The 15,038-nt window shown below is 73.7% G+C and carries 13 protein-coding genes and 2 pseudogenes; 9 read left to right on the forward strand and 6 right to left on the reverse strand.

All coding sequences use genetic code 11. The features are described 5' to 3' along the window. Positions 1 to 131 precede the first annotated feature (131 nt). The 3 genes from AB0637_RS22295 to AB0637_RS22305 all read right to left on the reverse strand — a co-directional run bounded on the left by AB0637_RS22295 (position 132) and on the right by AB0637_RS22305 (position 2,790). Positions 132 to 1,982, reverse strand: a complete 1,851-nt coding sequence (locus AB0637_RS22295) for a phosphatase PAP2 family protein (RefSeq protein WP_366174890.1) — start codon at positions 1,980 to 1,982, stop codon at positions 132 to 134. Positions 1,983 to 2,119: 137 nt separating this feature from the next. Then, on the reverse strand, positions 2,120 to 2,365 hold the full coding sequence (locus AB0637_RS22300; RefSeq protein WP_366174891.1) for a hypothetical protein: 246 nt from the start codon (positions 2,363 to 2,365) through the stop codon (positions 2,120 to 2,122). Positions 2,366 to 2,400: 35 nt separating this feature from the next. Further along, positions 2,401 to 2,790, reverse strand: a complete 390-nt coding sequence (locus tag AB0637_RS22305) for a class I SAM-dependent methyltransferase (protein ID WP_366174892.1) — start codon at positions 2,788 to 2,790, stop codon at positions 2,401 to 2,403. A gap of 78 nt (positions 2,791 to 2,868) precedes the next feature. Here AB0637_RS22305 and AB0637_RS22310 point away from each other — a divergent pair, with 78 nt between their 5' ends. The 7 genes from AB0637_RS22310 to AB0637_RS22340 all read left to right on the forward strand — a co-directional run bounded on the left by AB0637_RS22310 (position 2,869) and on the right by AB0637_RS22340 (position 10,710). Continuing rightward, a complete protein-coding gene (locus AB0637_RS22310; protein ID WP_366174893.1) occupies positions 2,869 to 3,387 on the forward strand; it encodes a hypothetical protein in 519 nt (172 codons plus the stop codon). A 109-nt stretch (positions 3,388 to 3,496) separates the two neighbouring features. Beyond that, positions 3,497 to 4,507, forward strand: coding sequence for a beta-propeller fold lactonase family protein (locus AB0637_RS22315; RefSeq protein ID WP_366174894.1), 1,011 nt, complete (start codon positions 3,497 to 3,499; stop codon positions 4,505 to 4,507). After that, a complete protein-coding gene (locus AB0637_RS22320) occupies positions 4,504 to 5,733 on the forward strand; it encodes an ROK family transcriptional regulator (RefSeq protein WP_366174895.1) in 1,230 nt (409 codons plus the stop codon). Before AB0637_RS22315 ends, AB0637_RS22320 begins: the two co-directional genes overlap by 4 nt. A 95-nt stretch (positions 5,734 to 5,828) precedes the next feature. Next, a complete protein-coding gene (locus AB0637_RS22325; protein WP_366174896.1) occupies positions 5,829 to 7,157 on the forward strand; it encodes an MFS transporter in 1,329 nt (442 codons plus the stop codon). 17 nt (positions 7,158 to 7,174) lie between these two features. Then, entirely contained in the window at positions 7,175 to 8,701 is a 1,527-nt protein-coding gene (locus AB0637_RS22330; RefSeq protein ID WP_366174897.1) for a carboxylesterase family protein, read from the forward strand. 12 nt (positions 8,702 to 8,713) lie between these two features. After that, positions 8,714 to 9,484, forward strand: a complete 771-nt coding sequence (locus tag AB0637_RS22335) for an aminoglycoside phosphotransferase family protein (RefSeq protein ID WP_366174898.1) — start codon at positions 8,714 to 8,716, stop codon at positions 9,482 to 9,484. A 95-nt stretch (positions 9,485 to 9,579) separates the two neighbouring features. After that, positions 9,580 to 10,710, forward strand: coding sequence for a hypothetical protein (locus AB0637_RS22340; protein WP_366174899.1), 1,131 nt, complete (start codon positions 9,580 to 9,582; stop codon positions 10,708 to 10,710). Between the two features lie 734 nt (positions 10,711 to 11,444). Here AB0637_RS22340 and AB0637_RS22345 read toward each other — a convergent pair. Next, positions 11,445 to 11,614 (reverse strand): annotated as a pseudogene (locus AB0637_RS22345) (IS30 family transposase); the annotation flags it as partial. A 155-nt stretch (positions 11,615 to 11,769) separates the two neighbouring features. Here AB0637_RS22345 and AB0637_RS22350 point away from each other — a divergent pair. Continuing rightward, a pseudogene (locus tag AB0637_RS22350) lies at positions 11,770 to 12,817 on the forward strand (transposase); the annotation flags it as partial. Positions 12,818 to 12,843: 26 nt separating this feature from the next. Beyond that, positions 12,844 to 13,107, forward strand: a complete 264-nt coding sequence (locus AB0637_RS22355; protein ID WP_366174900.1) for a hypothetical protein — start codon at positions 12,844 to 12,846, stop codon at positions 13,105 to 13,107. Positions 13,108 to 13,567: 460 nt separating this feature from the next. Here AB0637_RS22355 and AB0637_RS22360 read toward each other — a convergent pair whose 3' ends face one another. Both AB0637_RS22360 and AB0637_RS22365 read right to left on the reverse strand, forming a co-directional pair. After that, complete coding sequence (locus AB0637_RS22360; RefSeq protein ID WP_366174901.1) at positions 13,568 to 13,771, reverse strand: hypothetical protein; 204 nt, start codon at positions 13,769 to 13,771, stop codon at positions 13,568 to 13,570. Between the two features lie 783 nt (positions 13,772 to 14,554). Then, on the reverse strand, positions 14,555 to 14,947 hold the full coding sequence (locus AB0637_RS22365) for an STAS domain-containing protein (protein WP_366174902.1): 393 nt from the start codon (positions 14,945 to 14,947) through the stop codon (positions 14,555 to 14,557). Positions 14,948 to 15,038: the final 91 nt, after the last annotated feature.

Here is a 15,038-nt window from a genome sequence, read left to right on the forward strand (position 1 = left end):
GACCACCGCGCAGAACCTGCGCGCGGTGTGCCGCAGCCACCACCGGTTCAAGACCCAGTACGTGTTCGAGGACCGGCGCCGACGTCAGGTCCGCGGCCCGGTCCCGGACGACCCGCCCCCGTTCTGAGCGATCAGCCGGCGAGCCGTCGCACGCCGACGCCCTGGCGTGTCGTCACCAGTTCCGCCCGGCCGCCGCCGACGACGGTGACTGCCGCGAACCCGCCACGCACGGAACGCGCCGACAGCACGGGACGCACCTCACCGACGCGGCAGTCGTCGCCGAACTCCACCTCCAGGCGGCTGCCCGGGGCGAGCGCCGCCGTCCCGTCGACGGACAGGGGTGCGTGCCGCCCGCCGACGGCGACGCGGAGCACCGTGCCGGCGGCCTGCTCGTACCCTCCGCCCGCCCGGACGTCGGAGACGAGTTCCAGGGTGCCCCCGCGCAGGTCGACGTCCCCACGGCCCAGCGCCGTGGCCGAACCCGCGACGAGGGTTCCCGCCTCGACGCGGACACCGCCGCGGAAGGAGTTCCGACCCGTCAGGGTGAGCCGTCCGGAACCGCACTTGACGAGGCCACCGGAACCGTCCACGTCGTTGCGCCAGACGTCGGTCGCGGAGAAACCACCGGCGGCGGCGTCCATCGTCACCTCGACGGTCCGGTCGAAGCGTCCGTAGCCGTCCGCGGCGTCGAACAGGTTCAACCTCCCCCAGAGTTCCGGGCCGTCGAGGACCGGGTACCCCGCCGGCAGGGCGGTGGTGCGCAGGACCTCGCGGCGTTGCCCCGCGTCGAGGTAGGGGTGGCGGGTCTCCAGCAGCACCTCGGCGCCCTGCGGGACGACCATCGCCCGCCGGGGTCCGGTGCGCGGGAACCCCAGGGTCAGCTGGTCCAGCACCTGCGCGCGCACCGCGTCGCGGTCGGACGCGGTGAGTTCCACGAGTCCGGTGGCGTCGGTGCCGGTGGCGTCCTCGAACCAGGCGAGCGCCGTCGCCCTGGCGGCGTTCTTCAGCGCCGTGTTCGCGGGGTCGGCCAGGGTCGCGGCCGCCAGGGCGGTGGCCAGCACGCGCCCGCCCAGGACGTCCAGCGGGGAGTGCATGCCCGCGACGATCCGCAGGTGCGAGCGGTCCAGGGCCCGGGCGACGAGGGCCTGGTAGCGCTCAGGCACCGCGTGGGCGTACGCGAGGGCGGCGAGGTGGAACGCGTTGGTGTGCCCGCTGGGGAAACCCCCGTCGGACTCCGGCGTCGTCGACCGCTGGCGCAGCAACGTGGGGACGACGATCACGTCGGAGCGGTACTCCGGGTACCCGAGCGCGTCCGTGCGGCCCGTGGGCTGCACGGTGCTGTCGGGGGACAGGCGCCACGGCCGCGGGTACTGGTAGGCGGCCTTGCTGGGGTTTCCGGAGGCGAACGTCCCGCGGACGGTCTGCACGAGGCGGACGACGTCGCCGAGCGGCGAGTCGGTCGAACCCGCGCCGGTCGCGGCCCCCGCGGCTGCTCCGTCGGGGACCTCGTCCTCGACCTTCGTGGGCGGGGTGGTCGCCGGCGCCTGCGTGATGCTCGTGACGGCGAGGCTGCCGTCGAGGTACGCCTGGGTCAGCGGGCCGAGGCCCGCGATGAGCGCGTAGCTCTGGTCCTGCCGGTCGGCGATGAACGCGTCCGCCGCCTGCGCGGGAGTTCGGGAGGCGGTGGTCCGGGCGCAGTACCGGACGTTGCGGCGCAGCACGCCCTGGTCCAGGACGCGACCGGTGTCCCACGTCGGACCGGTCTGCCAGAGCAGGCTCATCCCCGACAGGATCCGGACCGCTGCGTTCGTGTCGGCCGTCGTGTTCGCGGGAACGTTCGTGCGGTAGCTGTCGACGAACGCGGTCGTCGTGGTGGTCGACGGCGGCGCGGCCTGGGCCGTGCGGGCGGGAGCGAGGAGGGCGACGGGGGTGGCGAGCCCGACGGCGAGCAGGCTGCGACGGGTGGGAGCGGCGGCGGACACGGGGCCTCCGGGGCTGGTGGCGGGTGCACGGGATCGCGCGGGGCGCGTCGGCGCTCGACCACGGGCCGCGCTGCCGACGGCGCGATGGTAAGCGGTTTCCGACGCGGACGACAAGGGTTGCGTCGCGCGGGCGTGGCTCAGCGCCGGGCGTGCAGGAGGAAGCGGCGTTCGGTGAACTCCAGTCGCGGCCACTCGTCCAGCGCCAGCAGCACGTCGGCGTGGCTCTCGACCGTGAAGTCCGCTGGGAGGTGCCAGGGAACCGTGCGCAGGAACGACAGGAGCGCCGCCCCGTCGGCGAAGGTGACCGGACCGCTCCACGACCTGGCGGCGTGCACGCGCAGACCCGCGTCCTCGGCCGCCCGCGCGGCGGCCTCCACCGTCACGTGCGGGAACGCCGGCCCCGCGCCGAACAGCCGGGTCAGCAGGGTTCCGCCGGGCCGACGTCGAACCGGCTGTCCGGGAACGGCAGGGGACCGCCGGCGGGGTCGTGCGCCGCCACCTCGACGCCCAACGGGGCGAGCGCTGCCTGGGCGACGGGTAGGTTCGTCGGCCACCCCTCGGTGGCGTGGGTGTCCGCGGGCAGCGTGTCCGCGAGGGTCAGCAGGAACTCCCCGCCGCCGGTGCCCAGGTCCAGCACGGACCTCGCTCCGCGCACCGCCTCCCGGGCGAGCGTCGGGTACGACCACGGCGGGTCCGAGCTCGTCACGACGTCGACGGCACCCGAGAACGACCACCCGGTCACCGGTTCGGCGAACCGCCGGGACCACTCCGCGAGCAGGGCGGCGGACACGTCGGGGGAGGGGGCCACGAGGTCCACCGTGCCGAGGGGCGGGGAGTTCGGGCAACTGGATTGGTGCGTGCGGGGCGGGGGGTCGACACTGCGGCCGTGTGGTGGCGTTGGTGGACGGCTCCGGCCTGGTGGCGGGTCCTGGAGTTCGCACTGCTGTACGGAGCGGTCTTCGTCATCGGGGCACTCCTCGAGGGGACGACGGGTGTGGGCGACGTCGTCGTTCCGGCTCTCGTCGGCGGTGCGGTCTTCGGTCTGGTCGTCGGGCCGGACCGGGCTCGCGCCCGGACCCACTTCGTCCGGGCCCTGCCTGCTGGGACGACACCGGAGCAGGTACGGGCTGCGGTCCGGGCCAGTCGTCGGGGGGCAGTGCCGTCCGACCCCGTCGTCCGCGTAGCGGCAACGGTCCTCCTGCGGCAGCGGGTCGACGCAGTGGTCGGCGGGCGGCGGGCGTCCCTCGTGGTCGGAATCTGCGGGACCGTCGCGGCTGTCGCGCTCGCCGTCAGTGCGCGACCCGTGTGGGTCGTTCTCGCACTGTTCTTCGCCTGGATGGTCGTCCAGGCGCTGCTCGGCCCCCGGCGCCTCGCCCGACGCCTGGCTGTCGTCACGGGCGACTGACGGATACCCGTCGCCGCCTCCCGTCCGCACCGTCGTCGCGAAGCTCCCGACCTACCGGCGCGTCGCGTCGACGGTCCCCACGTCAGGGCCGCTGTGGTGTGATCGGCGCGTGGACGCACAGGTGCTCGCCGTCGGTTCCTACACGGCCGCGACCGGCGGGCGCGGGCCCGGCCTCGCGCTCGTCGACCGGGACCCGGTGACGGGACGCCTCGGCCGGGTGGGGGCGACGGTCGACGTGCCGTCGCCGTCCTTCCTCGCCGCCGGCCCCGACGGGACGGTCCACGCCGCCCACGAGGTGGACGACGGGTTCGTGACGTCGTGGCGCGTGGCCGGCGGGGTCTGGCAACGGCGAGGCGAGGCGCCCAGCGGTGGGTCCTCCCCGTGCCACCTGACGGTGGTGCCCGGGTTCGTGCTCGCCGCGAACTACGGCGGTGGGGTCGGTGTCGTCGCCGTGGTGGACGGCGCGGTGTCGGGCCTGTCGCAGACGCTGCGCGGCAACGGGTCCGGTCCTGACACCGAGCGGCAGGGGGCCTCGCACCCGCACTCCACGACGGTCCTGCCCGGCGGGCGGGTGGCGGTCCTGGACCTGGGCACGGACGAGGTCCGCGTCCACGACGTCACGCCGGACGGGCTGTCCGCCGACCCCGTGCAGGTGCTGCCCCTGACCCCAGGCACGGGCCCGCGGCACGGCGCGCTCGTGCCGGGTCCGGACGGCGACCGGTTCGTCGTCGCGGGCGAGCTCGACGCCACGCTGACCACCCTGGTCGTCCGCGACGGCCTGCTCCACGACCCGGTCCGCCATCCCGCGCTCGCGGTGCCCGTTCCCGAGCGGGTGTACCCCTCGGAGGTCTGCCGCACCCCGTGGGGGCTGGTCGTCGCGAACCGCCGCGCGGAGGTGCTCACGCTGCACGAGGTCGTCGACGGGGTGGCCCGCCCCGTGCGGGACGTGGCGATCGGCGCGGTGAACCCGCGCCACGTCGTGGCCGTCGGCCGCCACGTCTACGTCGCCGCGCAGGACTCCGACCAGCTCGTCCACCTCGCCCTGGACGACGACCTCACCGTCGTGGACCGTTCGGTGGTCGAGCTGGGCTCGCCCTCCTGCGTGCTGCCCCTGCCGTGAGCGGGGAGGGCGGCCGGGCGCGCCTGGTCAGCAGCGACGTCCGGGAGCACAACCGCGCCCTCGTCCTGCAGCACCTCGACGCCGCCGGGCCGACGGCGCGTGCGGAGCTCGCTGAGGTGACGGGGCTGGCCAAGAGCGCCGTCACGGTCCTCGTCGCCGACCTGGTCGCCGAGGGCCTCGTCCGCGACGCGGCCGGGGGCCCGGACCGCTCCCGCGCCGGCCGGCCCACCCAGCCGCTGGAGCTCGACGGGTCCGGGTGGGCGGTCGTCACCGTCCAGGTCCTGCTCGACGAGCGGCGCTGGCTCGTCACCGACCTCGCCGGCCGCGTGCTGGGCGAGGGGGCCGAGCAGGCCCGCACCCCACCGGCGGACCCGGAGGCCGTTGCCGCGGGGGTGGCCGGGCTCGCCGGCCGGCTCGCCGCCGACCTGCGCCGCTCGCGCACCCGCGCCGTCGCCCTCCAGGTCGTCGCGCCCGGACCCGTGCTGCGGGGGGACCGGACGGTGTACCGCGCCGTGGACCTCGGGTGGGACGCACCCGTGCACCTGCGCGACCTCGTCACCGCCGCCCTGCCGGCCCGGTCGCGGCTCCCGGTCGCGGTGCTCAACGACGCCGACTGCGCCACGTGGGCCGAGTTCTCCGCGCTGCGCGCGGAACCGGGCCGTGAGGACCTGCGGGACCTCGTGTACGTCAAGTCCGACACCGGGATCGGTGGGGGAGCGGTCGTCGGGGGACGTCTGCTCACGGGGTCGCACGGCACCGCCTTCGAACCCGGACACCTCGTCGTCCGCACCGACGGGCCCGCCTGCGCGTGTGGTCGGCGGGGGTGCCTCGCCGTCCTCGCCGGACCGGAGGCCCTGCTGGCCGCGACCGGCCTCGGGTCGCAGGCGTCCCGGGACGGCCTGTCCGCGGCCACGGCTGAACTGCTGCGGCGCCACCGCGCCGGCGACGCCCGCGTCGTGGCGGCCGTGCGCGAGGCCGTCCGCTGGGTCGGCGTGGGCCTCGACCTCGCCGTCATCGCGGTCGACCCCGCCGTGGTCGTCCTCGACGGTGGGGTGCTGCTGGCGGTCCTGGAGGAGTCCGGCGGTGCCTTCGCGGCGTTGGGTCCCGGGCTCGACGTCGAGGTGCGCACGGCCGCCCGGCCGGGGACCGCGGCCCTGCACGGGGCGTCGTCGCTGGCCCGGTCCCGCCTCCTCGCGTCGTCAGGAACGCTGACGAAGTCCACATAGTTCAGGGGTTGAACTTAGGGGTCGGATGGTGCTCCACTGGTTCCGGCCGGGTCCCACGTCCACCGGCCGTCCTGAGAGCTCGAGGAGGAGTTCCGGTGCCCGACGACGTCCCACCCCTGACCCCTGCCCCGTCCGGTCCCCTCACGTCCGTGCCGTCGCTCGCCGCGGTCGACCTGGACGACCGTGCCCCTTCGGTGCCGCCGATGGACGCGGCCCGGAGGCGGACGCTGCTCGGTTCGCTCCTGGCGGTGAACCTCTTCCTGTTCGCGACGTATGCGGGGGTCATCGTCATCCTGCTGCCCGCGCAGGTCGCCGAGCTGGACCCCGCCCACAAGGCCGAGAACCTCGCCGTCGTCACCGGGATCTCGGCGCTGTTCACCCTGTTCGCCCAGCCGATCGCCGGCGCGCTGTCGGACCGGACGCGCTCCCGGTTCGGCCGCCGGGCGCCGTGGATCGTCGCGGGGGGTGTTGCTGGTGGGTTGCTGACGATCGCGTTGCAGTTCGCCGCCTCCCTGTTCTGGATCACCCTCGTGTGGGTCGTCGCCCAGGTCGCCCTGAACGCGTTGCAGGGACCGCTCACCGCGGTCATCGCCGACCGCGTCGAGGACCGCCGCCGCGCCACGGCCGCCGCGTTCGCCGGGGTCGGCACCGCCGTGGGGGCCACCGTCGGGGTCGTGCTCGCCGGCCGCCTGCTCGGGCACCTCGGCCTGGGGTACCTGGCCTTCGGCGTGCTCGTCGCCGTCGTCGCCGTGCTGTTCACGGTCCTCAACCGCGACCGGCACCCGTTCGGCGGCCCGCGGGACCCGTTCTCCCTCGGGCGTTTCGTCAAGGGTTTCTGGGTGAGCCCTCGGCGGCACCCGGACTTCGCCTGGGCCTTCGCCGGACGCTTCGCGATGATCCTCGGCTACCAGGCCGTCGCGAGCTACCAGCTCTACATCCTCACCGACTACGTCCACCTCGCCCCCGCCGACGCCGGGGCCACGGCGGGAACCCTGTCGATCTGCTCCATGGTCACCACGGTGGCGGGAACCCTCGTCTTCGGCCGGCTCTCCGACCGGCTCGGCCGCCGCAAGGTGTTCGTGTTCGTCGCGACCCTCGTCATGGGGGCCGGGGTCGCGATCCCGCTCGTCGCACCCACCGTGGCGGGGATGGTCCTGTACTCCCTCGTCGTCGGGATCGGTTACGGCGCCTACGTCGCCGTCGACGTGGCCCTCATGGTCGACGTCCTGCCGTCCACCGGGGACGCCGCTCGCGACCTCGGGGTCCTCAACGTCGCGACGAACATCCCGCAGGCCCTCACCGGGGTCATCGCGGCCACCCTGCTCGCGCTGTTCCACGGCGACTACGCGGCGATCTTCGTCTGGTCCGCCGTCGCCGTCCTCGCCTCGTCGTTGTTCGTCCTGCCCATCCGTTCCGTGCGTTGACACTCCCGAGGAGCACCGTGAGCACCAGCACCACCCTCCCGACGACCGCCACCGGTCCTCTCGCCGAGCTCACGACGGGTTCCGTCCGCGGTCTGCAGCGCGCGGACCACGCCGCGTTCCTCGGCATCCCGTTCGCGGCCCCGCCCGTCGGACCCGACCGCTTCGCGGCGCCCCGACCGCACGAGGCGTGGTCGGGGGTGCGACCCGCCGTGGACCACGGAGCCACCCCGCAACGCCGCCCGTTCGGTCTCGTCACGACGATCCCGGAACCCTCGATCCCGGGCGACAGCACCCTGAACGTCGACGTGTTCACCCCGGCCCCCGGTGACCGCCGCGCGCGGTTGCCGGTGTTCGTCTGGATCCACGGCGGAGGCTACTTCGCCGGGTCGCCCGCGAGCCCCTGGTACGACGGCCGCTCCTTCGCCCGCGACGGTGTCGTCACCGTCACGGTCTCCTACCGGCTGGGTTTCGACGGGTTCGGCTGGATCGACGGAGCCCCCCTGAACCGCGGTCTGCTCGACCAGGTCGCGGCCCTGCACTGGGTCCGGGAGAACATCGCGGCGTTCGGCGGGAACCCGGGCGACGTGACCATCGCCGGCCAGTCCGCCGGTGGGGGCAGTGTCCTGGCCCTGCTGAGTTCCCCCCTGGCCACAGGGCTGTTCCACCGGGTCGTCTGCCACTCCGGTGCGGCGACGGCCCTGTCCGTGGAGGAGGCCCGCGCCGCGGGGACCCGGTACGCCGACGCGCTCGGCGTGGGGACCGGTCTGGCGGACTGGCGGGCCGTCCCCGAGGAGAGGATCACCGAGACCGAACGGGAGTTCAACGTGGTCCCGGGGCGCCCGGCGCTCATCGGCGGGTCGGGCGCACCGGACCTGGCGGGGGCGATCGCCACCGCCCGCGCGGGCCGCTCGGCCGCCGCGACCATGGCCTTCGTCCCCGTCCTGGACGGCGAGGTCCTCACGCAGGACGTCGAGACGGCGCTGGCCGGCGGTCACGCCGCCGACGTCGACCTCGTCCTGGGCACCGCTCGCAACGAGTTCGCCTTCGCCCTCGACGTCGCGCCGGGGGAGGTCGAGGCCGTGCTCCGCGGAGCGGGGGTCGACGACGCCGGGATCGCCCGGCACCGCGCCGAGCTCGACCGCGTCGGGGAACGGTTCGCCGCGAGCCAGGTGCTCGCGCGTGCCGGGTTCCGCGCCGCGCTCGTCCGGACCGCGGCGGCCCGCGTCCGTGGCGGGGCGGGAGAACGCACGTGGGCCTTCGACTTCGCCGCGCGTTCCGGCGTGGACGGTGTCGCGGCGCACTGCCACGACCTGCCCTACGCCTTCGACGTGCTCGACGCCCCCGGCGTGACCGAGGTCCTCGGGCAGCACCCGGACAAGGGCCTCGCCCGGCGGATGCACGCGGACTGGGTCGGGTTCACCCGGTCCGGGTGGATGCCCTGGCCGACGGTGGCCGACGTGCCGCTCGGGGCGCAGCGCTACGGCGACGGGACGGGTTTCGACGCCGACGCGCACCTGCTCGACGCCCAGGTCGCCGGCCTCTGACACGATCCCCGCGTGGACGACGTGGAGCGGTTGACCGGCGGCGGGGTCAACGAGGTCGTCCGCGTCGGCGGCACGGTCCGGCGCCCGACGGGCCCGCACAGCCCGCGCGTCCACGACGTCCTGCGTCGCCTCGCCCCCCTCGACGGGGTTCCGCGCGTGCACGGCGTGGACGGGGACCGGGAGGTCCTCGACTTCCTCCCGGGGAACGTTCCGGGTGCCCTCGTCGGCGCCGCCGCGTCGGAGTCCGCCCTCGGGTCCGCCGCACGGTTCCTGCGCCGCTTCCACGACGCGACCGCCCTGTTCGCGGCGGACCTGCCCCACGACGGGTGGATGTTCCCGGCCGGTGACCCCGTCGAGGTCGTCGTCCACGGCGACTACGCGCCCTACAACTGCGTGCTCGAGGGGGAGCGCGTCGTCGGTCTCGTCGACTTCGACACGGCGCGGCCGGGCCCGCGGATCGTCGACGTCGCCACCGGGGCGTACCGCTGGGTCCCGCTGTCGGCCGCGTGCCCCGAGGAGTTCTCGCCGGAGCCGGCCGAGCAGGCCCGTCGCCTCGCGGCCTTCTGTGCCGCCTACGGTCTCGACGCCGCCGGCCGTGCCGTTCTGCTCGACGCGGTCGTGGCGGAACTGGTGCGGCTCGTGGAGTTCCTGCGGGCGCAGGCGGCCGCCGGGTCCGCCGCGTTCGCCGCGCACGTCGCCGAGGGCCACGACCAGCACTACCTGGCCGACGTCGACCACGTGGCCCGGCACCGGTCGCTGTTCCAGGACGCGCTGGACGGCTGATCCCCCAAATCCCCCCGCGACGTTCGCGGACCTGCTCAGATGGAGCGCGGTCGCGGGGGCGGCCGAGGATCCGGGGGGTTCACACCGTGCGTGCGTTGAGGTCGACGCTGGGCGTCGCCGTGCTGTCCAGCTGTCTGTTCGCCGTACCCGTCGCGATGGCAGGCCCGGCGTCCGCGCAGGACCGACCCGGGCCGCTGCTCGCGTACACCGGAGTGTCCGCGGACCGCGCCGACGGCCTCGACGTCGTCGACACCGGGACCGGCCGGCAGTGGCGCGTTGCGGACGGGCTGACCCACGACGCGAGCTGGTCCCCGGACGGGACCCGCATTGCCTGGATCGCCTACGGCGCAGACGACCTCGGCCACGTCCAGGTCGCGGCCGCGGACGGGTCCGGCCCCACCCCGGTCGACGGCGGCACCGGAGATTCCCGCTCCCTGGCGTGGAGTCCCGACGGGACGCTGGCGTGGTTCCACCGCTCCGCGTGGTCGCCCACCGACTGCTCCGCCGCGGACCGGTTGCGGCGCCCCGACCTCGTCCTGCGCGGGGTCGACGGCACGACCCGGACGCTCGGCACCGTCGCCCCCACGGCCGACGACCTCACGTTCTCCCCGGACGGGACGACCGCGGTCTGGCGCGAACGCGGGAGCGACGTGTGCGCCGTCACCGGTAGCACCCTCGTCGTGGCGGACGTCGCCACCGGCACCCGGACGGTCGTGCCCGGTGCCGAGGACACCACCGGGCTGTCGTTCTCGCCGGACTCCTCGACCGTTGCGTTGCAGCGGGCCACGGCCGACGGCGGTGACGTCGTGCTCGTCGACGTGCCCACCCGCACGGCCCGGCAGGTCCGTACGCCCGAGGCGGGGGAGAGCTACCCCGTGTTCGTCGGGGACGGCACCGACCTCGCCCTGGTCCGCACGACGCCGACGGACCGCACGCTCAGCGTCGTCGACCGGTCCGGAGTTCCCGTGCGGGACCTGGCCGAGCCGCCCGAGTTCGTCGAGTCCCTCCTCGCTTCCGGCGACCGCACCGCAGTCCTCGTGGCGGGTCGTTCGCTGCCGTCGGCCGACGGGGCCGTCCAGGACACGCAGGTCTGGCGTCAGCCGCTCGACGGTTCCGCCGCCACGGCCCTCGCCGGCAACGGGCGTGCCGCCACCTTCGAGGCCGCCGTCGCGTCCTGGCCGAGCGACGCCCCACACCTGGACCGGCGGCTGCGGCCCCGTCGGTGAGGGTGTGATGGACCAGGGCCGGGCGGACGTTCCGCACCAGCAGGTCGGCGGGTTCGCGTGGTGGCAGCAGGGCTCCTGACCGGTGTCGCACTGCTGGCTGCGGCGTGCTCTGACGGTGCCGACGGCCACCCGCCGACGCCGTCGACGACCACGACCGGTCCTCGGGCCGAGGACCACGCAGTGGAGATCGCTGAGTTCGCGAGTGCGGCGCGAGCAGCACTACCCGCCCGGACGGACGTGGTGTCCTCCTCCACCGGGATCGTCACCGGCGCGGACACCCCCGTCTCAACCGTGTGCTCGGCGCAGGAAGAGACGTCGCAGGCCACGTTCGAGGTGACGACCGACGACGAACGCTTGGACGTCGACGTGGTCCCCGCTGAGGGTGCCGTGGCGGTCCTCGGGTACGCCGTCACGAGAGCGGTCGGTCACCGACCCGCGCGCGACGGACGGCCATGCACCACGCGCACTTCGGCGCCGGTGCCACGTCACCGGCAGTCCAGGACCGCGCACAACGCGGGATGGCCTTGCACCCGCGCACCACGCGGGATGACCGTGCGCCGCGGGCGCACTGCGGGACGACGCGAGGTCACCACGCGAAACGTGTCCCACCGGGGAAGTGCTGCGTTGCAACCTGTCCAGAGCAGGTGGATTCGAGCGGTCGTCGCAGCACTGGGTGGGCTCTGTTCTGACACTGGCTTCTTGAGCACCTCAGTCGGCGTGAGGCAGTCGTGCCGCTTGCGGGGACGGCCGTTGAGCTCAGCGGCGACGGTGTGCAGAAGCCGGGCCCCCACTTCGAGAGGTCACTTCCCCCGGGGAGGTACTGGCGCAGCAGTCCGTTGGTGTCCTCGTTGCTGCCCCGCTGTCAGGGCGAGTGCGGGTCTCAGAAGGAGATGTCCAGCCCTGTGGCTTGCGCGATCAGCCGGTGGTGGGTCATCTGCAGTGGAGTCCATCAGAGTGGTGTGCGACCACTCGCTGACGGGCGTGGCGGACACGTAGGAGGCGGCCACCGCGTGATGCTTCGAAGGACCTCCCACAGTGCCTTTGAGGGAGACCAACACGATGACCGCCAACCCCGTGATGGACCCTGCCCACCTGCTGGACGAGCACCTCGCTCAGGCCAGCCCAGACCTCATGCGCACGATGCTGCGCTCGTTCACCGACACCCTCCTGTCCGCCGACGCTGACGCCGTCTGCGGTGCCGAGCACGGGGCGTCGAGCCCGGAGCGGGTCAACAAACGCAACGGGTACCGCCAACGCCCCTTCGACACCCGCGTCGGGACGATCGACGTCGACATGACGGGGCCATCCCCAAGCTGCCATCAGGCACGTACTTCCCCGACTGGCCGCTGGAGCGACGCCGCCGCGCCGAACGCGCCCTGACGACTGTCGTGGCGACCGCCTACCTGCTGGGGGTGTCCACCCGCCGCATGGAGAAGTTGGTGGAGACCCTCGGCATCACGGGGTTGTCGAAGTCGCAGGTCAGCGAGATGGCCGAAGACTTGGACGCACAAGTTGAAGCGTCCCGCACCCGGCCCCTGAACGCCGGGCCGTACACGTTCGTGGCCGCCGACGCGTTGGTGATGAAGGTCCGTGAGGACGGCCGCATCGTCGTGTAGTCGCCAACGTCCACGCGCTGCTGGCCGTCGGGGTGAACGCCGACGGGCACCGGGAGATCCTGGGCCCGCAGGTTTCCTCCGCCGAGGACGGGGCCGGCTGGTTGGGGTCCTTCCGTGACTTGACCGCCCGCGGCCAGTTCGGGGTGCGGCTGATGACCTCCGACGCCCACGCGGGCCTACTACGCGGCGAATCTCATGGCGGGGACGCCGAAGACGTCCTGGCCTGGAGCCACGAAGTGGAGGGTCCAAGACGTTGCTGCACAGCGTCCGGCATTGTGTACGACCAGCCCGACAAGGGGTCGGTCCACGCCCAGTTCGACCGCCTGCTGGACGCGGTGGAGGCGAAGTTGCCGAAGGTCTCCGCGCGCCTGGACACCGCCCGCGCCGACGTCTTGGCCTTCACCACCTTCCCGAAGGAGGGTTGGCGGCACGTCTGGGGCAACAACCCGCAGGAGCGGTTGAACCGGGAGATGCGCCGCCGCACCGACTCGGCGGAGTTGGCGGTGCGGGGGCTGCGGTGAGCGTCCACGTCGTCGTCGACGAGACGAAGGCCAGCGGGCTGCTGGTCGCCGCCGCGCGGGTACAGCCCCGCCGGCTGGCCCCGACCCGCACCCCGCTGCGCGGGCTGCTGCTGGCCCGGCAGGGGCGGCTGCACTTCACCAAGGAAGGCAAGGCCCGCCAAGGGCAGATCGCGGCGGCGTGTGCTGCACCGGGTGGTCGTCGACCTCTACGACGCCCGAGCCGTGACCGGTCAGCGGGCCGCGCGGCGTCTAGTGCTTGAGCGGCTGGTCGCCAACCTGGCCGCCGCCGGGGCGCAGCGGCTGGTGCTGGAGCAGGACGACTCCCTCATCACCAGCGACCGGCGCACTCTGCGCGCGGCAGTGCGGACTGCGGGGGTGGTCGATGAGCTGGTCCACGAGCACTTGCCGCCCCGCTCGGAACCGCTGTTGTGGATCGCCGATGCGGTGGCGTTGCGTGGTGCTGGATCCACGACAGCCTGTGGCAGGACCGGGTGCGTCCGATCACCGGGGAGGTCCAGCAGCTGCGCTGGTCCGTTCCGCGCCGGCGGCGGCGATGCAACGGGCCAGGGGGACAGCGAGTCGTGGTCGGGCTCAAGCGGGCCTGGACAGCGCGAAGCCCGGCTCACCCACCGTCCGCGTGCCGACGCGCAGGGACGTGATGACCGTGCGCGACGAGGACCCCCGAGTTGACGGTGCAGCGGACCTGCGGGATCCCGTCGGTCAGGTGGCCGACAGCAGCCGCTGACGCACTTGCTCGCGCAGTCGTGTCGGGAGGCGGGTCAGGGCGCTCATCGGGTGGGGGTGGCTGCACAGCAGCTCTGCCACCACCTCGGCCAGGACGTCGAGGGGGGCGGCGTCGGAGTAGACGAGGAACCCGTGGGTGCGTCCTGCCTCGTCGTCGGCGGCGAGTGTGTCTTGGGTCAAGGTCAGCCAGGGGTCGGGACTGGGGGGGAGTTCGTTACCCCACATGTCGCCGAGGAAACCGCGGACCGCCAATGCTCGGTTGGCCGGCGGGGCGCAGGGGACACCGCCAGTGCGTGGAGTGCTGGGTGAGGGCCACAAGTGGTCCAGCGTTGCGGCCGTGGGAGCACGTCGCGTGGCAAGCCCCTGAGTGCGTCCAGTGGCACGCGTCGCGCGCAAGGTCTGGGCTCGTTCGCGGATGAGTCGGGCGTGTTCTCTGGTCAGCCGGGCCCTGGTCCTGGTGACTGCCGCTGAGGATGGGCCGGCCGTGGTGCCGGCCTGGAGGCCTGCCGTGGCTGGGTAGCTGGTCACCGGGGCCGGTGCTGCCAGGGGGTTGGTGCACTGACACATGACAGCTCCGGAGGTGCGACCTGGGACGTCCTTCCCCCTGCGGAAGAACAGGTGGTTCGAGCTCGAGCTGTTTCCGACCCGGTTGGGCGAACACCGGGAGGAAGGCACCCGCCCATGGCTGAACGGCGTGCGGTGTCGGGCCGATGATCGGTGCCCTAGTCCCGATGGTGTACGGATGACAACCACCTACTACCCAGTCGACCTCACCCGAAACAACGCGGGTGGTGTCGTCGGCTGCTTTGGGCACGTGGTCGGGGGGGGGGATGTGCCGGGCCGTGAAGCCAGAACACGAACGCACGAGCAGTCCGGGCCCTGAACGGGGACGTCTACTCGGCGCCAGCGCGGTCGTTCGACACCCACAAAGACCGTTCGGTTGCAGGGGAGGGCCATGGCGTGTCACTCAGAGGCCGAGCAGGCTTCGGCGTCGAACAGACTCAGGCGCCGCAGGGGTTGTGTTGCCCGGAGTTGCTCCGTGGCGACGGTGTGCTTGCCGCCCAGCAACGAGTCCAGCTCCAGAGCATGCAGCAGCAGCTGCACCACGAACCGGGCCTCGGCCAGGACCAGCCACCCTCCGCGCCTGTCGGCGTAGCGGGCTGCACTGACGAAAGCCCCGATGGCAGCGCAGTCGGCGACCGAGACCCCGGACAGGTCCACGATCACTACCCTGGATCTGGCGACGGCACGGTCAACGCAGGCCTGCACCGTGTCGAGGTTGCTGACGTCCAACTCGCCGCGCAGCACCACAGTCGCGACGTCGGCGTTCAGGGTGGTGCGGGTGCTGAAGTTCATGCGTCCTCCTGCAGGAGCGCTCGCACGATGCCCGCTGTAGGACGTCACCGAGCATAGAGGTTCCGGCCACCGAGGGGGAAGGAGTGCCCGC

Origin of the sequence: Kineococcus sp. NPDC059986, assembly GCF_040702905.1 — a bacterium.
Lineage (GTDB): Bacteria > Actinomycetota > Actinomycetes > Actinomycetales > Kineococcaceae > Kineococcus.

Coding starts and splice junctions, on each gene's coding strand:
- AB0637_RS22365 (WP_366174902.1), bottom strand. CDS start 14,947: ATGAACTTCAGCACCCGCACCACCCTGAACGCCGACGTCGCGACTGTG.